The sequence below is a fragment of the Synechococcus sp. WH 8101 genome (genome assembly GCF_004209775.1).
Lineage (GTDB): Bacteria > Cyanobacteriota > Cyanobacteriia > PCC-6307 > Cyanobiaceae > Synechococcus_C.
This window is the reverse complement of the sequence record NZ_CP035914.1, coordinates 955,028-974,397: the sequence shown is the minus strand read 5'-3', so window position 1 is coordinate 974,397 and position 19,370 is coordinate 955,028. Positions and strand designations below refer to the sequence as shown.

General features: G+C 64.8%; 18 protein-coding genes and 1 tRNA gene. 14 read left to right on the top strand and 5 right to left on the bottom strand.

The window, feature by feature from the left end; genetic code table 11:
- The first annotated feature begins 15 nt into the window (after positions 1 to 15).
- The 5 genes from SynWH8101_RS04890 to cadR all read left to right on the top strand — a co-directional run bounded on the left by SynWH8101_RS04890 (position 16) and on the right by cadR (position 7,072).
- Positions 16 to 573, top strand: a complete 558-nt coding sequence (locus SynWH8101_RS04890) for an efflux RND transporter periplasmic adaptor subunit (RefSeq protein WP_250544854.1) — start codon at positions 16 to 18, stop codon at positions 571 to 573.
- The gene (locus tag SynWH8101_RS04885) at positions 570 to 3,692 is read left to right on the top strand and encodes an efflux RND transporter permease subunit (RefSeq protein ID WP_130128806.1); all 3,123 of its coding nucleotides are present in this window, start codon (positions 570 to 572) and stop codon (positions 3,690 to 3,692) included. Before SynWH8101_RS04890 ends, SynWH8101_RS04885 begins: the two co-directional genes overlap by 4 nt.
- A 6-nt stretch (positions 3,693 to 3,698) precedes the next feature.
- Entirely contained in the window at positions 3,699 to 4,898 is a 1,200-nt protein-coding gene (locus tag SynWH8101_RS04880; RefSeq protein WP_130128805.1) for an efflux RND transporter periplasmic adaptor subunit, read from the top strand.
- On the top strand, positions 4,882 to 5,973 hold the full coding sequence (locus tag SynWH8101_RS04875; RefSeq protein WP_130128804.1) for a DMT family transporter: 1,092 nt from the start codon (positions 4,882 to 4,884) through the stop codon (positions 5,971 to 5,973). Before SynWH8101_RS04880 ends, SynWH8101_RS04875 begins: the two co-directional genes overlap by 17 nt.
- 679 nt (positions 5,974 to 6,652) lie before the next feature.
- The gene (gene cadR / locus SynWH8101_RS04870; protein WP_217350140.1) at positions 6,653 to 7,072 is read left to right on the top strand and encodes a Cd(II)/Pb(II)-responsive transcriptional regulator; all 420 of its coding nucleotides are present in this window, start codon (positions 6,653 to 6,655) and stop codon (positions 7,070 to 7,072) included.
- Positions 7,073 to 7,143: 71 nt separating this feature from the next.
- Here the strand turns inward: cadR and SynWH8101_RS04865 are convergent, their stop codons facing one another.
- The gene (locus SynWH8101_RS04865; protein ID WP_254428048.1) at positions 7,144 to 9,363 is read right to left on the bottom strand and encodes a cation-translocating P-type ATPase; all 2,220 of its coding nucleotides are present in this window, start codon (positions 9,361 to 9,363) and stop codon (positions 7,144 to 7,146) included.
- A 158-nt stretch (positions 9,364 to 9,521) separates the two neighbouring features.
- Here SynWH8101_RS04865 and SynWH8101_RS04860 point away from each other — a divergent pair, with 158 nt between their 5' ends.
- Positions 9,522 to 10,451: a vitamin K epoxide reductase family protein gene (locus SynWH8101_RS04860; RefSeq protein WP_250544852.1), complete on the top strand. Its 930-nt coding sequence runs from the start codon at positions 9,522 to 9,524 to the stop codon at positions 10,449 to 10,451.
- 673 nt (positions 10,452 to 11,124) lie between these two features.
- On the opposite strand, the gene SynWH8101_RS04855 is transcribed toward SynWH8101_RS04860, so the two are convergent.
- Together SynWH8101_RS04855 and SynWH8101_RS04850 are read right to left on the bottom strand one after the other, a co-directional pair.
- Positions 11,125 to 11,421: a DUF1651 domain-containing protein gene (locus tag SynWH8101_RS04855; protein ID WP_130128803.1), complete on the bottom strand. Its 297-nt coding sequence runs from the start codon at positions 11,419 to 11,421 to the stop codon at positions 11,125 to 11,127.
- Positions 11,422 to 11,424: 3 nt separating this feature from the next.
- Positions 11,425 to 11,712, bottom strand: coding sequence for a galactose oxidase (locus SynWH8101_RS04850; RefSeq protein WP_130128802.1), 288 nt, complete (start codon positions 11,710 to 11,712; stop codon positions 11,425 to 11,427).
- A 142-nt stretch (positions 11,713 to 11,854) separates the two neighbouring features.
- Between SynWH8101_RS04850 and SynWH8101_RS04845 the strand changes: the two genes are divergently transcribed.
- From SynWH8101_RS04845 to SynWH8101_RS04835, 3 genes are read left to right on the top strand one after another with little or no spacing between them, the layout of a single operon-like run.
- The gene (locus SynWH8101_RS04845) at positions 11,855 to 12,235 is read left to right on the top strand and encodes a hypothetical protein (RefSeq protein WP_130128801.1); all 381 of its coding nucleotides are present in this window, start codon (positions 11,855 to 11,857) and stop codon (positions 12,233 to 12,235) included.
- Positions 12,236 to 12,523 (top strand): hypothetical protein, encoded by a 288-nt coding sequence (locus SynWH8101_RS04840; RefSeq protein ID WP_254428047.1) that lies wholly within the window; start codon positions 12,236 to 12,238, stop codon positions 12,521 to 12,523.
- Complete coding sequence (locus tag SynWH8101_RS04835; protein WP_130128800.1) at positions 12,523 to 12,762, top strand: hypothetical protein; 240 nt, start codon at positions 12,523 to 12,525, stop codon at positions 12,760 to 12,762. The genes SynWH8101_RS04840 and SynWH8101_RS04835 overlap by 1 nt, the downstream gene beginning before the upstream one ends.
- A 96-nt stretch (positions 12,763 to 12,858) precedes the next feature.
- On the opposite strand, the gene SynWH8101_RS04830 is transcribed toward SynWH8101_RS04835, so the two are convergent.
- Positions 12,859 to 14,211, bottom strand: a complete 1,353-nt coding sequence (locus SynWH8101_RS04830; RefSeq protein ID WP_254428046.1) for a hypothetical protein — start codon at positions 14,209 to 14,211, stop codon at positions 12,859 to 12,861.
- A gap of 259 nt (positions 14,212 to 14,470) precedes the next feature.
- A tRNA-Lys gene (locus tag SynWH8101_RS04825) sits at positions 14,471 to 14,542 on the bottom strand.
- An 82-nt stretch (positions 14,543 to 14,624) separates the two neighbouring features.
- Between SynWH8101_RS04825 and SynWH8101_RS04820 the strand changes: the two genes are divergently transcribed.
- From SynWH8101_RS04820 to crtH, 5 genes are read left to right on the top strand one after another with little or no spacing between them, the layout of a single operon-like run.
- Entirely contained in the window at positions 14,625 to 15,200 is a 576-nt protein-coding gene (locus SynWH8101_RS04820; RefSeq protein ID WP_130128798.1) for a gamma carbonic anhydrase family protein, read from the top strand.
- Between the two features lie 27 nt (positions 15,201 to 15,227).
- A complete protein-coding gene (locus SynWH8101_RS04815) occupies positions 15,228 to 15,350 on the top strand; it encodes a photosystem II protein Y (RefSeq protein WP_130128797.1) in 123 nt (40 codons plus the stop codon).
- Positions 15,351 to 15,399: 49 nt separating this feature from the next.
- Positions 15,400 to 16,779, top strand: a complete 1,380-nt coding sequence (trmFO, locus tag SynWH8101_RS04810) for an FADH(2)-oxidizing methylenetetrahydrofolate--tRNA-(uracil(54)-C(5))-methyltransferase TrmFO (protein WP_130128796.1) — start codon at positions 15,400 to 15,402, stop codon at positions 16,777 to 16,779.
- Positions 16,760 to 17,716 (top strand): cation transporter, encoded by a 957-nt coding sequence (locus tag SynWH8101_RS04805; RefSeq protein ID WP_130128795.1) that lies wholly within the window; start codon positions 16,760 to 16,762, stop codon positions 17,714 to 17,716. The genes trmFO and SynWH8101_RS04805 overlap by 20 nt, the downstream gene beginning before the upstream one ends.
- 26 nt (positions 17,717 to 17,742) lie before the next feature.
- The gene (crtH, locus tag SynWH8101_RS04800) at positions 17,743 to 19,305 is read left to right on the top strand and encodes a carotenoid isomerase (RefSeq protein WP_130128794.1); all 1,563 of its coding nucleotides are present in this window, start codon (positions 17,743 to 17,745) and stop codon (positions 19,303 to 19,305) included.
- The last annotated feature ends 65 nt before the right edge of the window (positions 19,306 to 19,370 follow it).

The window sequence follows — 19,370 nt, the reverse complement described above, 5'->3', positions numbered from 1 at the left end:
TTGTTCTGTCCAGCCTTGATCCACCGCATTGTTCAAGGGAGTGCCTCCGCTCTGGTCGCCTCCGCGGCGTTGCTGCTGACGGCCCCGGCCTGGTCCCACGTGGGCCATGGGGATGAATTTCAGCAGCAAGGGGATGTGCGCCAGGTGAAGGCGAACACCGAAACCGATGCCCTGTTGGGTGTGACGGCCACGCAACCACAACAGGGCCCGGAGGGTCTGAGTGTGCCGACGGCCGCGGTTGTGCAGGCGGATGGCAAACCATTGGTGTTCGTGAAAACGGCCACCACCTACGACCCGGTCTTCGTTCAGACCGGTCCCACCCTTGGCGATCAGATCGTGATCACCGAGGGCCTCGATCCCACCGACGACGTGGTGGTGAACGGTGCCCTCTCGCTGTATGCCGAATCGAAAAAAACGCAGCAGGCCGAACCCTCCGCCGCTGAGGCCAGCGCCGATCGCCCAGCTGATCAACCTGAAGGCAACAGCGCTCTGATCGCCGGTGGCGTCGCTGCTGCCCTGGTGGTGGCCGCCGGGGCAACGCTGACCCTGCGCCGCAAGCAGCAGGGCGAATGATCGAAGCGCTGCTCAACACCACCCTGCGCTTCTCGATCGCCCGCCGCTGGCTGGTGGTGGTGGCCGCCGTGGTGGTCAGCGTTGCTGGCCTGGGGATGCTCCGCCAGATGCCGCTGGATGTGTTTCCGCCGTTCGCCCCACCGCAGGTGGATGTGCAGATCACAGCCGATGGCCTGTCGCCGGAGGAGGTGGAAACGCGCATCACCCTGCCGGTGGAATCGGCGCTGAATGGCATCGCCGGCGTGGAGACCGTGCGCTCCTCCTCCAAGGCGGGGCTCTCGATGGTGCAGGTGGTGTTCAACCAGAACGCCGACATCTATCGGGCCCGCCAATCGGTGTCCGAGCGGATGCAGCAGGTGGAGACCCAGTTGCCGGCCAATGCCGCAGCGCCGGAGATCTCACCGCTGGTATCGCCCCTGGGCACGATTCTTCAGGTCGCCTTCACAGTGGAACCCGGCGGCACCACGTCGCTGATGGATCTGCAACAGCTGGTGCTGCGCTCCTATCGCAACCCGATCCTGGCGGTGCCTGGGGTGGCGCAGATCACTGTCTATGGCGGGGAAGAAGCGCAGTATCAGGTGCTCCTCGATCCGCAGGAACTGCAGGTGAAAGGGGTCAGCCTCAAAGCTGTGATGCAGGGGGTCTCTGCGGCGATGTCCACCAGCCCGGGAGGCTTCCTCGTAGCTGGCGGCCAGGAGCGCCTGATCCGGCCGCTGGCTCAGATCCAGCAGACGAGCGATCTGGCGGATGTAGCGGTGACCGATCAGCAGGGCCGGCCTGTGCTGCTCTCCACCCTGGCGGAGGTGCAGCGGGGGCCTGCCTTGAAACGGGGCGACGCCAGCTTCAACGGTCAACCGGCGGTGGTGCTGATGGTGATCAAGCAGCCGGATGTGGATACGCCCACGGTCACCCGTGCGGTGGAGCAGCGCATCGCTGAGCTCAATCGCACCCTGCCGACGGATGTGCGGGTGAAGCGCACCTTCAGGCAGAGCAATTTCATCGACACTGCGCTGCGCAATGTGAGCGAATCGCTGTTGCTCGGGATTGTGATCGTGTCCCTGGTGATCGTGGCCTTTCTGATGAACTGGCGCGCAGCCGTGATCACCCTCAGCGCCATTCCCCTGTCGCTGTTGGTTGGCCTGATGTTGATGAAGGCCTTTGGCCTTGGCCTCAACACCATGACCCTGGGCGGTTTGGTGGTGGCGATCGGCTCGGTGGTCGACGACTCGATCGTCGACATGGAGAACTGCTACCGCGGTCTGCGCCGCAATCAGAGCAGTCCCACACCACGGTCGCCGCTGCAGGTGGTGTTCGACACCTCGGTGGAGGTGCGTCAGCCGGTGCTGTTCTCCACCCTGATTATCGCGGTGGTGTTTGCCCCGATCTTTTCGCTCACGGGGGTGGAGGGCCGCATCTTTGCGCCGATGGGCCTGGCCTATCTCTTCTCGATCGGCGCGTCCACCCTGGTGGCGGTGACGCTCTCGCCGGCTCTCTGCGCCATTTTGCTCGCGCCGGTGCAGCTGCCGCCCGAAAACACCTGGATCGCCAACCGCTGCGAACGGATCTATCGGCCCTGGCTGGCGATGGCGCTGGCGCAACCGCAGCGGCTGCTCGCGATCGCCCTGAGCCTGGTGGTGGGCACCGCGCTGATCCTGCCCAGCCTGGGCCGGGTGTTCCTGCCGGAGTTCCGCGAGCAGTCGCTGGTGAATTCGATGGTGCTCTATCCAGGTGTGTCGCTGGAGATGACCAATCGCGCCGGCCTGGCGCTGACGCGCTCGCTGCAGGACAGTCCGCTGGTGGAGTGGGTGCAGCTGCGCACCGGCCGTGCTCCCGGCGATGCCGACGGAGCCGGGGTGAACCTGGCCCACGTGGATGTGGAGCTGAGCGCCAGGGCCATGGACAACAGGCCCGCCGCGCTTGCGGAATTGCGCAAGGCCTTCCTGAAGATTCCCGGTGTGGCCCCGAACATCGGTGGCTTCATCTCGCACCGCATGGATGAGGTGCTCTCCGGTGTGCGCAGCGCCATCGCCATCAAGATCTATGGCACCGATCTGGCGGAGTTGCGGCGCCTCGGCGAAGCCGTGGTGAAGGTGGTGGAGCCGATTGAGGGGGTAGTGGATCTGCAGCTTGAGCCCCAACTGCCCATCCCCCAGATTCAGATCCACTACGACCGCCCCCTGGCGGCCGCCCTCGGACTGAGCATCGAGGATCTGGCCCAGGCCGTGGAGATCGCCCTCAACGGCAAGGTGGCGGGCCATGTTGTGGAAGCCGGCGTGCGCAGCGATGTGCTCGTGCAGCTCAATGCCGCCAGCCGCAGCAGTCTCGACGCCATCCGGGCCCTGCCGGTGGCCTTCTCCAATGGCATGACCGTGCCCCTCGGCAGCGTGGCCTGGGTGGAGGAGGGTCTCGGCAACAACATCGTCAACCGGGAAGATGTCTCCCGCCTGATCGTTGTCTCCGCCAACGTGAGCGGCCGCGCTCTCGGTTCGGTGGTGCGGGACATCCAGCGGGTCGTGGCACGCGAGGTTCGCCTACCGCAGGGCTATGCGATCCGCTACGGAGGTCAATTCGAATCAGAAGAACGTGCCACAGGCAGCCTGGTGCTCTACAGCCTGGTGGCGGTGGTGGTGATCATGTTGTTGATGATCACGGCCGTGAAATCAGTGCCCGCCACTGTCGCGATCATGCTCAATCTGCCGCTGGCGCTGGTGGGTGGTGTGGTGGCGGTGTTGCTCAGCGGTGCGGTGTTGTCGGTGGCGTCGTTGATCGGCTTCATCACGTTGTTCGGTGTGGCCGTGCGCAATGGATTGCTGCTGGTGGACAACTACAACCGCCGCCATGCCGCTGGCCAGCCTCTGCACACCGTGATTGAGGAGGGAAGCCTGGAGCGCCTGAACGCCATCTTGATGACGGCGCTGTCCTCGGCCCTGGGAACGCTGCCTCTGGCTGTGGCCTTTGGCGCCGGCAGTGAAATCCTCCAGCCGCTGGCGGTGGTGGTGCTCGGCGGCCTGATCACCTCCACCGCGCTCACCCTGCTGGTGATCCCGGCTCTCTATGCCCGTTTCGGACGCTGGTTGCTCCCCGCAGCGCAACTGTCGTCGCTCTCTGCAGACCTCTGATCCCCCATGACCAACACCCTCGCAAGAACGCTCACCCGGTTCACCGGGAAGCTGGATGCCAGCCCGCAGAAGGCCTGGTGGATCGCCAACCGTGCTGTGGCCTTGCCCTTCGTTTTCGTGGTGGCATTGCTCCTCGCTTTCGGCCTGGGCCGCCACAGCCGATCACCGAACAGCACAACGCCGCAAGCCGATTCGGCTCAGATTTCAGGTGAAAACCGAACCATTCCCCTCACGGAGCAGCAACTCCGCCAGGCGGGCTTGACGCTGATCCGGCCTGAACTGAGCACCACCATCGAGCGGCCGATCACCGGATTCGTGGAGGCCCATGTGGGTGCCCGCGCGCTGGTGGGGATGCCGGTGGCGGGCCAGGTGATGCGTTTGCTCGTGGCCCCGGGACAAAGGGTGCAGGCCGGATCGGTACTGGCCGAGGTGCGTAGCCCGGAGGCGGCAGCCATCCGCGCAGAAGCCGACGGCTCCGCCGCCACAGCGCAATCGCTGGAGCAGCAGTATCAGCGGGCCCTGCCGATGGCACGCCAGGGTGCCCTGGCCTGGCATGAGCTCGAAACACGGCGGATCGCCAGCGTGAAGGCGCGCACTGATGCCCGCTCAGCTCAGGCGAAGGTCAGGGCCATCGGTTCTCCCACCAGCGCTGGTGTGCTTCAGATCCGCAGCCCGATCACCGGCACGGTGGCCGCTCTGGATGCTACCCCAGGATCGGTGTTGCCGGCCGGTAGTGATCTGGCGGAGATCACCGATACCTCGGGCCGTGAACTGCGCTTCATGGTGTCGCCTCTGTTGGCCGCCAACCTGAAGAGCGATCAGGTGCTGCGCGTGAAAGCAGGGAGCCAGGAAATGCGCGCCCGGGTGGTGGCCGTGGCGCCGGATTCCGCCAGCGCCAACCGCGTGATGATCGTGCGCGCCACGCCCGTGGCAGGGGCTTTACCCCCCACCGGAACAGCGGTGACGGCCTTTGCCCTGGTGCCGTCGAGCGAGCAGCAGTTCACCGTGCCCCGTCAAGCGGTGCAACTGCTGAACGGTGAGCCGGTGGTCTACCGCTATCAGCGCGGCTCCGCCGAGCCGGTGCGGGTGGTACTCGGGCCAGCCCGATCGGATCAATTGGAGATTGTGCAGGGGTTACAGGGCGGTGAGCAGATCCTCAGTGGCAACACGGCTGTGTTGCTCCAGGGAGATGCGCCTGCACGCTGATCCGCAGGCGCGAGGCCAGTGGGCCGGACTGATCGCTGCCGTGCTGTTCGGTTGCAGTGCTCCTGTGATCAGCACGCTCACGCACGCAGGCTCGGCCCTCAGCCTGGCTGGGCTGCTCTATGGCGGTGCGGCCCTGGTGCTTTGGCCGCTGCGCTTGGTGCAGCCAGCGGCGACGCAGGAAGCCCCGGTGCAACCGAGCGACTGGAAGGCTCTGGTGGCGTTGACGCTGCTCGGCGGAGTGATCGGCCCTCTGGCCCTGGTGCATGGCCTGGCTCTGTTGCCCGCCGCCTCCAGTTCACTCCTGCTCAATCTGGAAACGGTGTTCACCTTGTTGATTGCCGTAGTGATCGGCAAGGAACATCTGGGTCGGCGTGGCCTGCTTGCCGCTGCGCTCACCCTCGCCGGCGCCGCCCTGCTCTCAGGCGGATCGCTGGCAGGAAGCACCTGGCCAGGCACGGCGTTGATCGCTCTGGCCACCCTGGCCTGGGGCATCGACAACAACATCAGCCAGCGGCTGTCGCTCCGGGACCCATTGCAGATCGCCAGCTTCAAAGCGATCGGAGCCGCCCTGCCGATGCTTGCGCTTGCGTGGGCTCTGGAGGAGCGCTTTCCATCGCCTGCCCAGATGGCTCTGGTGCTGCTGATTGGAGCGCTGGGCTATGGCCTCTCGATCTGGCTGGATCTGTTGGCACTGCGTGCCCTTGGTGCTGCCCGTGAAGCCGTGATCTTTGCCACGGCACCCTTCGTTGGAGCGCTCTTCTCTGTGGTGGTGTTGCGTGATGCACTCACCCTGCCATTGGCGATGGCTGCAGGACTGATGGTCGCCGGTGTGGTTCTACTGCTCAGGGACGAGCACAGCCACAGGCATCACCACGCGGCGCAGCGCCATCACCATCGCCACCGCCATGACCCGAGCGACCCAGATCCCCATCACAACCACGCCCATCCTTCCGACGCTCAACTGGCTTATCCAGGCGATCGGCCCTATTGGCATGCCCATGAACATGAGCACGAGGAGCTTGAGCACAAGCATCCCCATGTGAGCGACGCGCACCACCGTCACAGACACCAGTGAACACGCTCCTCTGGTTCCTGAAGTGGTGATTGGCGACGACTGTATGATCGGTTGATATGAAACCAAGCCTGCCTGAATCACTGAATGGTGATGCGGGAAGGTCTTGAGAGATCAGGCCAGGGTCAATCAAAAACCCCCGAGCAAAGCCCGAGGGTCATTGGCTATTCACGTCAAATGAAGCGTTTGGTCTGGATCGAAGCTGCTGGCGTTGGCGCCTGGGGCCGAACGTTCCAGGTGCGGGCTGTTTGATCTCCTGGGGCACCTATGGCGGTGCAAACGGAGTGTCGATCAGTCAGGCGCACAGGTTGAGGCGGCTGTTGATACCATTCCTCCTCATGCCCGGCTGAACGACCCGCCCACGGTTGGGTGAAGACTGTTGGAGCAGGGGCCTGCAGTCAGCGTGCTTCTGGCTGGTAGCGGGGTGGCGTGTCGTCCATGCGGGCGCCTCCTTGGTTGATGGACACAGAATCGCGCCGCCCATGGCGCTGGGCAATCGGGATTTAGACGCATTGCCTCTGGCGCTGAGCGGGATCAATGTGGATTGTTTGCCGACGCATCGGGTCCACTCTGAACTGAACGGACCTCTGCCAGGAGCCGCAGCGCATCCGTGCCACGCGCGTGGCAGCCCTGGTGAACCCGATCACGTACCACCCACTGCTTCTAGCCTGATCAGCCATCGGTGGATGCGGTGATGCGAATCGGCGAGCTCGCCAGTGCGACCGGCGTTGCTGTTGAAACCCTGCGCTTTTACGAACAGGAACAGCTGCTCACCCCGCCCCGGCGCAGTCGCGCCAATTACCGCCTCTACACCGAGGATCACCTGGAGCAGGTGCGCTTCATCCGCCACTGCCGCAGCCTCGACATCGGCATCGACGAGATCCGACGTCTCTTGTCACTTCGGAGCCATCCCAACCAGAGCTGCCTTGCCGTGAACCGGCTGCTGGACGAGAAGCTCCTGCAGGTGGACCACCGCCTGCGCGAGTTGCAGGACCTGCAGGCAGAACTGCAACAGTTGCGCTCCTGCTGCACGGCCCCGGCTACCGCCGCTGACTGCGGCATTCTCCAGAGTCTGGAGCAGGCAGCTCAACCTGATCATTGAGCTGTCAGCCCGACTCCACCCTGGCCTTACCTGACTGCGGTGCAGGCACCCCCCTCACTTGAACAGCTCACTCAGGCCCATTGCTGACGCCGCAGCCTCAGGCCATTGGCGATGACGAGCAAGCTGGTGCCCATGTCGGCGAACACGGCCTGCCACATGGTGGCGGTTCCCAGCAGGGTGAGCACCAGGAAGGCGCCCTTGATTCCCAGTGCCAGGGCGATGTTCTGCCAGAGCACGGCCCAGGTGCAGCGCGACAGCCGGATCAGCTCCACGAGGCGCTGCGGATCGTCGTCCATCACCACCACATCGGCGGCCTCCATGGCGGTATCACTGCCGGCGGCGCCCATCGCCACTCCGATCGCGGCACCGGCCAGGGCGGGGGCGTCGTTGATGCCGTCGCCCACCATGCCGGTGGGTGCCTGCGCCTGCAGTTGCGCGATTGCTGCCAGCTTCTGCTCAGGCAACAGCTCACTGCGAACCTGCTCGATCCCCAGCCGATCAGCAATCACGCCGGCGGTGCGCGCGTTGTCGCCGCTGAGCATCACCGGGGTCAGCCCCAGCTGTCTGAGGCCAGTGATGGCGGCTGCTGCCGTGGCCCTGGGTTGATCCGCCACAGCGATCAGAGCCAGAACGCCATGGGCATCCGTCAACAGGCTGACGCTGCGGCCCCGCTGTTCATGGGCCGACATCGCCTGTTCCAGATCCGGGGTGCAGAGCCCCAGTTCGTGGACCCAGCGGTGGTTGGCGAGACGCAGTGTCTGGCCATCAATCTCTCCGCTGACGCCCCGTCCTCCCAAGGCCTTCAGCGCCTCCACCGCCAGCCGCTCGTCATTGAGGGCGGCTGCAATGGCGCGGCTGATCGGGTGGTCAGAGCGCGAAGCCAACGACGCCGCCCATTGCTGTTGCAGCGTGATCGGCACGCGTCCATCGATCACCTGAAAAGCCTCCAGCGTTGGCCGGCCGGTGGTGAGCGTGCCTGTCTTGTCGAAGGCCAGTGTGCGCAGCTGACGCGCCTGCTCCAGATAGAGCCCGCCCTTGATCACAATCCCGCGACGAGCAGCGGCGGTCAGCCCGCTCACCAGGGTGACCGGCGTGGCGATCACCAGGGCGCAGGGGCAGGCGATCACCAGCAGCACCAATGCGCGATACACCGCATCGATCGGTGTGAGACCGAGCAGTGGCGGGGAGAGCAACGCCAGCGCGAGCGCCAGCACAAACACCGCCGGGGTGTAGCGCGCTGCGAAGCGATCCACAAAGCGCTGGATCGGGGCCCGCGATGCCTGGGCTTCCTCCACCGCATGGATGATGCGCGCCAGGGTGCTCTTTGAAGCAGGCGCGGTGACCGTGATCACAAGGCTGCCGTGGGTGTTGACCGTGCCCGCAAAGACCTGATCACCCGCTCCCTTTTCAACCGGCAGGCTCTCGCCGGTGACCGGCGCCTGATTGACGGCGCTGTTTCCAGTGGCCACAACGCCATCGAGAGGAATGCGCTCGCCTGGCTCCACCCGCACCAGCTGGTTGATGACCACCGCGGCAACGCCAACCAAGGCCCATTCGCCTGAGTCCTGCTTGATCCGCGCCTGCTCCGGTGCCAGCTCCATCAGCCGGCTGATCGCCGCTCTGGCCCGATCAGCGGCCTGGGCCTCCAGGGCCTCGGCGATGGCATACAGCGCCATCACCATGGCGGCCTCAGGCCAGTGGCCGATCAGGAAGGCCCCCGTGACAGCCACCGTCATCAGGGCGTTGATGTTGAGCCGCCCCAGGCGCAGGGCCGCCAGGCCCTTGGTGTACACCGGCAGCCCAGCCAGGGGAATGGCTCCCAGTGCCAGGGCGATCTCCAGAGCCTCGTGCAGCCAGGACTGAGGCAACAGCGCATGGATCCCCTCAGCCGCCGCCGCCAGCATCAGTGCGGCGATCAGGCGTGTCCAGGGCACTGAGCCGGTCACCGGAGCAGCGGGGCTTCCTGACTCCAGCACCTGCGGCGGATACCCGAGCCGACGCAGGATCGTTTCGGCCGTGCTCAGAGCGGCCGGCTTGGCCCGGATCGCCAGCGTGCGGGAAGCCAGCTGGAAGCGCAGATCAGCGATGCCGGTCACACCCGCCAACGCCTGGCGGATTTCGTTCTCTTCTGCGGCGCAGTCCATGGCGTTGATGCGCCAGAGCACCTCTCCGGCGCCTGCCCGTGGCGGACAAGTCGCCGAGGCGGAGCTGATGCAGCCATCAGCTGGTTGCGCAGCCCGATGGTCAGTGCCGCAGCAGTCGTGGTGACCGTGGTCGCGGTCGTGAACCATCGGGCTGCAGGAGGCGTTCAGTTGCAGCATCAACCCTGGAGTTGCTGCAGGGTCAAGCGAAACCGCCGGAGGCGCCCGTTGGTTCGCCCCAGGGCAGAGCATCTTGACCCTCTAGCTGCTTGAGGGTTTTTGCTGAGGCAGCCACACCCAACGCTGTCGTGACCAGTTCTTTGCTCAGTGAGAGGCTGCGGCAGAAGCAGCCCAGCTCCCCAACGCGTGGCCCCTGGCTGCGGGTGGCGATGGGTGTTTTGGCCACGATCGGCCTGCTCGACACCGCCTCGATCACCCTCAAACGCTGGGGTCTGATCGGCAGCCTCACCTGCCCTGGCGGCAGCGATGGCTGCGACAAGGTGCTCGGCAGTGCCTGGGGCACGCTGTTCGGCCAGCCCCTCTCCCTCTACGGAGCACTGGCCTACGGATTGGCACTGGTTCTGGCACTCGCCCCGCTGGTGCACGGGCATCAAGGTGGCCGGAACCTGAATGAATGGAGTCAACAGCTTCTGCTGCTTCTGTGCACGGCCATGGCTGGTTTCAGCCTGGTGCTCGTGGGTTTGATGCTGTTCACCATCAAGGCGATCTGTGCGTTCTGTGTGCTGTCCGCCGCACTCTGTGGCGCGTTGTTCCTGCTCAGCGTGGTGCTCAACCGTGGAGAAGACCGCGGGACATTGATCTTTCGGGTGGCGATCACCGGTGTTCTGGTGTTTCTGATCGGTCTGGGCTGGGCCTCGCTGGCTGATCAACCTGTTGTCGAGGGTGGCCCCGGTGTCCCGCCGCCGGTCCGGAATGAGAGCACGCCCGCCAAGGTGGCGTTGGCGAAGCACCTCACCGGGATCGGCGCCAAGCTGTATACGGCTTATTGGTGCCCCCATTGCCACGACCAGAAAGAGCTTTTTGGCCAGGCAGCGGTCACTGAACTAACAATCATTGAATGTGCACCAGATGGCCGAAACAACCAGGCTGCTCTGTGCAAGGAGAAAGGGATTGAGGGCTATCCGAGCTGGGAGATCAATGGTGTGATCGACTCCGGCGTCAAACCTCTGGAGCAGCTCGCCAGTCTCAGTGACTATCAGGGTCCACCGGCGTTCTGATTCTGGCGGCATGCTTGCATGGCTCTTGTTGCTCTTCCAGGAGATCAACGGCGAGAGATTGATCCGGGTTTATCGCTCGGTCTTGTGGGCAGGTCAGAGCGGCCAGAATTGACGCCTGTGTTCAGATACCAGCACTGCATCACCCCGGGCTGCGGCCCATGGGTGTGATGAGCCTGGTCGACGAACTGCTGTTATTCCGGTGACGAGGCATCGCCACGTGTTGAACCTGGCGAGCAATAGGGCTGATCCACAAACACTTAGCTCTGCTCAATCAAAAACCCCCAGGCGCAGCCCAGGGGTCATGAGTCAATCAATAGTCCAATGGCTGTCGTTGGTCGAAGCTGCTGGCGTTGGCGCCTGGGGCCGAACGTTCCAGGTGTGGGCTCTTGGTTCTCCTGGGGCACCTATGGCGGTGCAGACGGAGTGTCGACGGTTCAGACGTCCCTCATCCAGTGTCCGAACTGACGACCTGCCCACGGTTGGGTGAAGACTGTTGGAGCAGGAGCCTGCAGTCAGCGTGCTTATGGCTGGTAGCGGGGTGGCGTGTCGTCCATGCGGGCGCCTCCTTGGTTGATGGACACAGAATCGCGCCGCCCATGGCGCTGGGCAATCGGGATTTAGACGCATTGCCTCTGGCGCTGAGCGGGAGCAGGGTGGATGGTTTGTGCTGCAGTCAGCGCCAATGCGGCCATTGCAGCGGCTGCGGCGGCTGCCACTGCGGTTCGCACGGCATCCAGCCCTCCTGCCGCTTCTGCCGCCAGAGCGCCAGGGCCTTGTGGCGCTCGAGCCGCTTTCGCCGTTTGAGCAGTGGTGCCGCCTGTCCCGCCAGCCACTCACCACTGGTGACTTCCAGCTCCTGGTGCGAGCGCTCCCAGATCACGGGCCGGAAATGCAGCACCTGTCGGCCATCGCTCAGCCAGCCCTCAGCCGGAGACGATGGAATCTGCTGGCCCGTCTTATGAACGAACACGCCTCAACCAGCTTCTGGTGCCCAGCCCCGCTGGCGGGCCATGTCGTCGGTCCAACCCTGGCAGCGGTTGATCAGGTGCTCACCCTGGGCAATCAGGCCGTGGTGCAGCCGGCAGGTGAGCAGCGGAATGCACTCCGCACCGGCGTGGTGGCGAAACCAGTGGCAGGTCATGCAGACCTTGCGGCTGCGGCTGGGCCGGAGCAGATCGGGTGGCAGGTAGGGCCAGCCCTCGCAGTCAGCGCTCACCGGCACCAGCACGGGCCCCTGCGCTTGCGTCTTTCCTTTCGACATGCGGACCAGCCTCAATGCGTACGCATGTACTAGCAGGGATTGGTTTGGTTGTCTGCCTCCTGCTCAATGTTTCTGGCTGAATCCTCTGCAGCACAGCCGATTCCATCGATCCGGAACCCTTTCAGGCCTCACGCCTTCCTCCTTGAACGCCTTCTTCCGTTCTGCCCTCAACCTGCTCCCCACGCTCCTGCCGCTGCTCTCCTGGCCGCAGCAGTCCCGCAATGCCTCTCACCAGGACGTTCCGCTTCCTACAAACCTGACCAACGAGACCAACGCCCTCAGCGGTCTGGATGCCATTCACTCCCTTGCCGCCTTTGAACAGGGCGATTGGCTGGCGGAACTCGATCTGCTCCAGCTCGCCTCAGCCCTGCGCCAGACCGCTTCTGAGCAGGGTTTTTATGAGGGCCGGCTCTTTGATCTGATGATCGCCATCGCCGACGTCCTCGAAACCGATCACGGTTGGGACCTCGAACAGGCCGATGCCTGGCTCGATCGCATGGGCCTCTGGGATGAACAGCTCTGATTGACGCCCACGCGGCCCTACAAGGGGGCGCCGGTAGCCTTCTTCGCTGCCGGTGTCCTCGCTGCAGCGTCTGATCCACGCTCCTGGCCCTTGCGAGACTCCCTCTGGTGCACCACCAGCGAGCTCTGCTCCCATCTCGCCATCAGTCGCTCCACCCTCTTTGCCATCCGCAAAGCCGGGCTGCTCAAAGACGGGCGCCATCTGGTCGCCAAGAACCCCACCAGCGCGCGATCCCACCTGCTCTGGCATCGCCAACGCTGTGAGCTCGCCCTCGGGAGGATCAGCTGATGAGCCTGAACGCCAACCAGGCCAGCTCCCCTGAGGGCACGAGCATCTCCTGGCTCACGACTCCGGAGCTCTGCTCCCAGCTCGGCATCAGCCGCTCCAAGCTCTGCCGCTGGCAACAACGACGGGTGCTCAGGCAATCCATCCACTGGGTCCGCAAGAACCCCACCACGGCCAAATCCTCCCTGCTCTGGAACCTCGCAACCTGCCGCGCTCTGCTCCAGCCACAGCGCCAGTTGTGATCACAGCGTCGGCCCAGCCATCTCATCCACACCAAAGGGGGCCGATGGCCCCCTTTGTGCTGTCGGCTCCAGCAACAGCAGCCATCGTTGGAACGATCAGGCGGCTTCTGGCTGGCCGCCAAGCATCCGCCGCGCCACCGACGCCTTGGTCTGCTCTCCTGTGATCTCACTCAGATAGGTCCGGCGGTGCACCTCGGGGCTATGGCCCATCACCGCCGCCACATCGGCGTAGTTCCAGGTCGTCGTTTCCCGCGCCCGGATCGCATAGGCATGGCGCAGGTCGTAGGGAACGCAGCGTTCTTTCCGTTTCTGCGCCTTCTTCTTGCCCTGAGCCGGTGCGGTCTCGACCCAGGCATAGAGCTTGTGCTGCAGCTCAAACTCCGCTTTGGCATCCGAGCTGCGCAGCTTGTGGCAGCACACCGCCCCCAGCCGTTCGTTGTTGTCGCAGCGTTTCACGAGGTCCCGTTCCGGATCAAACGGCTGACCCTCCTCATTGACGAACTTCGGGACATAGCGGCGGCGCAATTCCGCCAGTCGCTGCTCTCCATTGACGCCGCCCAGCTGGTAGCGCTCCACCCACTCCGCTGGCAGGGGCAACGCCACGCGAAAGCCCGTCTTGGTCACCTTGATGTGCCGCGCTGCCACACCGATCGTGATCAAGCCATTGGCGTCGGGCAGTTCGGCGATGTGCCACACCTCATGCGGCCGGAGCCCATAGGTCGCCACCATCGCGAACACCCAGCCCCACAGCGGCTCCTCCTCCATCACCTGATCCAGCCAGTTCTCAATCGCCGCTGTGCTCGGAATCCGGCGGCGTGATTCACCGGCTGCTAACAGCGCCACCTTTTTCTTGTTCACCATCGCCTTGAGCTCCTCACTCAGGCTCTCCGGCGCAATCGCACCAAAACCCGCGCGCCGCAGCAGCGACACCACCTCCCGTTTCTGGCGAAACCCCTGGCGGTGAGTGGCCATCGGTTGCAGCAAGGCCGCTGGATCCTCCAGACGGGCCTTGAGGCTCTCGCTGGTATGCAGCGCAAAGCGGCGCACATCCGCTTCCGTCGCCGGGCGGTCGGCGGGCAGCAGGCAGAAATAGCCCTTGCCCTTGAACGGACCCACCAGGTTCATGTTCACCCCCTGGGCCCTCTGGAACGCCACCAACGCCGCGCAGATCTCCGGCCAGTGGGGCAGGGCCAGGTGAGCATCACTCGCGGCATTGGGCTCTGCAAGCAGGGTCCAGCCCTTTGCCCCATCCGCTCGCCACTGCTCAATAAGGGCGTCGCATAAGCGCTGCACATCGGCGTCACTCTGCGCTGCATATCCACGCATGGCCCGCTCCCGCGTGCCGCCGCCAGGACGAATTTCATAGACGCTCAGCCACTGGCTATGCCGACGCACTCGGATGCGCAGCGGCAGTTCATGGAGACGCAGGATCCCGTTGGCGCGCTCCAAGGGAGAAACAAGGCAAGGCATGACGGTGAAACCACTGTTGAGAGGGTTCCCCGCTCCTCTGGATCAGAGCCCTGAGACAGGCCCTGAGACCGGTGACGTCCTTGGCAGTTTCTTGGCAGTTATGCCAAGGAAATGACACAACAGCGGTTTTCGGCGATCCTTCTCGGACTCATTCCGCCCAAGAAAAGAAGCCTCGAAACCCCTTGTGATCGCTTGGGCCGCAAGGGAAATGCCCTGCAGTCCAACGGATCTCGAATCATGGGTCGCCTGAGATTCGAACTCAGGACCAATCGGTTAAAAGCCGAGTGCTCTACCGCTGAGCTAGCGACCCGCCGCGTGGGCATGCCGTTTGGCACTGGTGGACATTATCACCGGGCCTGACGGGAGACTGGGCTGGCCGACGCGTTGGATTCATGCCGGAAACAGCCATCTCTTCACGCTGGGGGCAGCCACGCGTTGATCCCCAGGCCTGGGTTGCCGCCACGGCGGTGGTGATGGGCGATGTGGAGATCGCCGCCGGTGCCAGTCTTTGGCCGATGGCAGTCGCACGCGGTGACATGGCCGCCATCCGCATCGGCGCCCGCAGCAACGTTCAGGACGGCGCCGTACTCCATGGCGATCCAGGCGCACCAGTGCAGATCGGCGAGGACGTGACGATCGGCCATCGCGCTGTCGTGCACGGAGCCACCCTCGAAAAGGGCTGCCTCATTGGCATCGGCGCCATCGTGCTCAATGGCGTCACCGTTGGCGAGGGGGCTCTGGTGGCCGCGGGAGCCGTGGTTACCAAAGACGTCCCGCCCCGCAGCCTGGTGGCAGGCGTGCCGGCCCAGGTGAAACGGGAACTCCCAGAGGCAACCGTCGAAGAGCAACGGCAGCACGCCCACCACTACGCCGCCCTGGCCGCGCAGTGGCGCGACCAAAACGCTGCAATGCTGCAAAACCAAACGGTCAGCACCAACCATCCCACTCACTCATCAAGCAGTCCTTAAGATCAGCTGCACCATCCGTTCGGACCCATGGATCTCCGGCTTGTCCTCGTGGCATCACCCATTCTTCTGGCACTGGGCTGGGCAGGCTTCAACATCGGTCGCGCCGCCGTGGGGCAATTGCAACTGATGCTCAAGCGCAGCCGCGCCTGAACTACAGGCCTGATCGATAGGGTGAACAATCACCACTGATTCAGGTTTTTTGAACCAGGACGCCCCTGTCGTCGTGATCGGTGCCGGCCTGGCTGGTACTGAGGCCGCCTGGCAGATCGCCAGCGCCGGGGTCTCGGTGCGTCTCGTGGAGATGCGTCCGATCCGCCGCTCCCCGGCCCACCACAGCAGCGAATTCGCCGAGCTGGTGTGCAGCAACAGCTTCGGGGCGCTGAGCAGCGACCGCGCCGCTGGATTGCTGCAGGAGGAACTGCGCCGCCTGGGCTCGCTGGTGATCCGCACCGCCGATGCGCACGCTGTACCCGCCGGCGGCGCCCTGGCGGTGGATCGCGGCCGCTACAGCGCCGCCCTCACCGCAGCACTGGAGCAGCACCCGCTGGTGACGGTGGAGCGCCGCGAGCACACCGCACTCCCCGGCCCTGGCGAGATCGCCGTGCTCGCGACAGGCCCGCTCACCAGTGAACCGCTGGCAGAGCAGCTGCGCGCCTTCACCGGCCGGGCCGACTGCCACTTCTTCGATGCTGCCAGCCCGATTGTGGAAGGCGAGAGCATTGACCTGAACGTGGCCTTCCGCGCCTCCCGCTACGACAAGGGCGACGCCGATTACATCAACTGCCCAATGAACAAGGAGCAGTTCCTTGCTTTCCGCGAGGCGCTGCTGGCGGCGGAGCAGGCCGCACTCAAGGATTTCGAGAAGGAGAACGCCACCTTCTTCGAAGGCTGCCTGCCGATCGAGGAGTTGGCCCGCCGCGGCGAAGACACGATGCGCTATGGCCCGCTCAAGCCGATCGGCCTCTGGGATCCGCGTTGGGGTGACGTCAACGACCGCGATGTGCGCCGCGCCAAGCGCGCCTACGCCGTGGTGCAGCTGCGCCAGGAAGACAAAGACGGCCGCCTCTGGAACCTGGTGGGCTTCCAGACCAACCTCAAGTGGGGTGAGCAAAAGCGGGTGCTGCGGATGATCCCTGGCCTGGAGAACGCCGAATTCGTGCGCTTCGGGGTGATGCATCGCAACACCTTCCTCGAGGCACCACAACTGCTCGATGCCACGCTGCAATTCCGCCAGCGCCCGACGCTGCTCGCGGCAGGCCAGATCACCGGCACCGAGGGCTACGCGGCAGCAGTAGCCGGCGGCTGGCTAGCCGGCACCAATGCGGCCCGGCTGGCCCGCGGTGAAGAACCGCTCGCCTTACCACCCACCACAATGATTGGCGCTCTCACCCACTTCATCAGCAGCGCACCCTCGGGCAAGTTCCAACCAATGCCCCCCAACTTCGGGCTGCTGCCGGATTTGCCTGAGCGCATCCGCGACAAACGTCGCCGCTACGGCGCCTACCGCGATCGGGCCCTGGCGGATCTGTTGCTAGCAACAGAGAAAAGGTCGCCAACCCATGTCGCCTGCACGGGCTAGCCACGCCCGCCTGATCGAAAGGCAATCCCTGCAGATCGGCGTGCTCGCCAGTGCCCTGATGGCCCTTGCAGGCGTCTGGGTGCATCTTCTGTCCGGTTCCACGGCCCTTCTGCTGGATGGCCTCTATTCGGCCGTCATGGTGGGCTCTGGGCTGGTGGCGGCACGGATCAGCCGCAACGTCGTGCGTCCCCCCGATCGCGCTTACCCCTACGGCTACGACGGCCAGGAAGCTCTGTATGTGCTGTTTCGCTCCTTAGTTCTCGTAGGTGTGCTCAGCTTCGCGGCGATCTCCGCCCTGAGCACGATCATCGACTACGCCAATGGGGAGGCCATCAGTCCGGTGAGCCTCGGCCCAGTGGCGCTCTATTCCGGCGCGATGGTGGTGATCTGCTGGGGGCTGGCCTGGCGTCACCACCACGACTGGCAACGCACCGGCAGCCAATCCCAGCTGCTGCTCACCGAAGCGAAAGCGGCCCGGGTGGATGGCCTGATCAGCGGCCTGACCGGGCTCGCCCTGCTCGCATCCCCACTGCTCAGCGGCACCGCTCTGGCTGGTCTCGGTCCGATCACCGACGCTTTGCTGGTGCTGGTGGTGAGCCTGGTGGTCTTGCGCGAACCGCTGCAAGCCTTCCTCACTGCTCTTGGCCAGGCCGCCGGTGCATCAGCGAAAGGGGAAATGATCCACAGCACTCGCCTGGCCCTGACGGATCTTCTGGCCGGACTCTCCTGCTGGCTGCTCGACCTCACCGTGATGCAGGTGGGGCGGACCGCCTTCGTGGTCGTGTATTTGAATCCAAACCAACCCATGGATGGTGCCGCCATCGATCTGATCCGCGATCGGATTGAAGAACGCTGCCGCGAGCTCCTGCGGATGCCGGTGCGATCAGAAGTGATCCTCACGGCCACACCTCCCTTCAGCGCCTCCAGCACCTCGTAGGGTTCAGGCCTGATTGACGGGTGTCCGTGCCAAAGCCTCACTGGGACGTGATCGTGATCGGCTCGGGCATCGGCGGCCTGGTCACCGCTTCCCAGCTGGCGGCGAAGGGCGCGAAAACGCTGGTGCTCGAGCGCTACCTGATCCCTGGGGGCTCGGGCGGCAGCTTCCGGCGCGAGGGCTACACCTTTGATGTGGGCGCCTCAATGATCTTTGGCTTCGGAGACAGGGGCCACACCAACCTGCTCACCCGCGCCCTGGCCGATGTGGGCCAGCACTGCGACACGGTGCCCGATCCAGTGCAGCTGGAATACCACCTGCCCGGCGACCTGAACGTGGCGGTGGACCGCGACTACGAGGCCTTCATCGCGCGGCTCTCCACCCTCTTCCCCCACGAAGCCGAAGGCATCCGAACCTTCTACGACACCTGCTGGCAGGTGTTCAAGTGCCTCGATGCGATGCCGCTGCTCTCGCTCGAAGACCCGGCCTATCTCACGAAGGTGTTCTTCAAGGCGCCGCTGGCCTGCTTGGGCCTGGCCAGCTGGCTGCCGTTCAACGTGGGCGATGTAGCCCGCAAGCACATCCAAGACGACCGGCTGCTCAAGCTGATCGACATGGAGTGTTTCTGCTGGAGCGTGATGCCCGCAGACCTCACGCCGATGATCAATGCGGGGATGGTGTTCTCCGATCGCCATGCCGGCGGCATCAACTATCCCAAAGGCGGCGTGGGAGTGATCGCCGAGAAGCTGGTGGCCGGCTTGGAGAGCCATGGCGGCGCCATCCGCTACAAGGCACGCGTGGTGAAGGTGTTGATTGAGCATGGTCAGGCTGTGGGTGTGCGATTGGCCGATGGCGAGGAGCTGCGCGCCCGCCGCGTGGTGAGCAACGCCAGCCGCTGGGACACCTTTGAAACCCCGCAGGAAAGCGCTGATGTGCAGCGACCCAGAAGCGCCGCACTCGTGGACGCCGCCCACACCCCCAAAGCCGAAACCACCTGGCGCCGCCGCTACAAGCCCTCCCCCTCCTTCCTCTCGCTGCACCTGGGCGTAGACGCCTCGGTGATTCCCGAAGGCTTCCATTGCCACCACCTGCTGCTCGACGACTGGGCCGAGATGGAAAGCGAGCAGGGGGTGATCTTCGTGTCGATCCCGACGCTGCTTGATCCCTCCCTGGCGCCGGAAGGCCGGCACATCGTGCACACCTTCACCCCCAGTGACATCCAGGCCTGGACCAAGCTCAGCCCCGCCGAGTACAAAGCCAAGAAAAGCGCCGACGCAGCACGGCTGGTGCAGCGGCTCGAAGCGATTCTCCCCGGCCTCGGCGCCGCTATTCGCCACCAGGAGATCGGCACCCCCCGTACCCACCGCCGCTTCCTCGGCCGCATGGGCGGCAGCTACGGCCCGATCCCGGCGCTGCGCCTGCCCGGCCTATTGCCCATGCCCTTCAACCGCACCGGCGTGAATCACCTCTATTGCGTGGGAGATTCCTGCTTCCCCGGCCAGGGGCTCAATGCCGTTGCCTTCAGCGGCTTTGCCTGCGCCCACCGCATCGGCGCCGATCTGGGCCTGAACCACTGGGCGCTGCCAGCCTGATCAGACCAAGGCAAGAAGCCGGGGGCAACGCTCCCCACTCACAGCGCCTGCCCCCCTCTCCATAG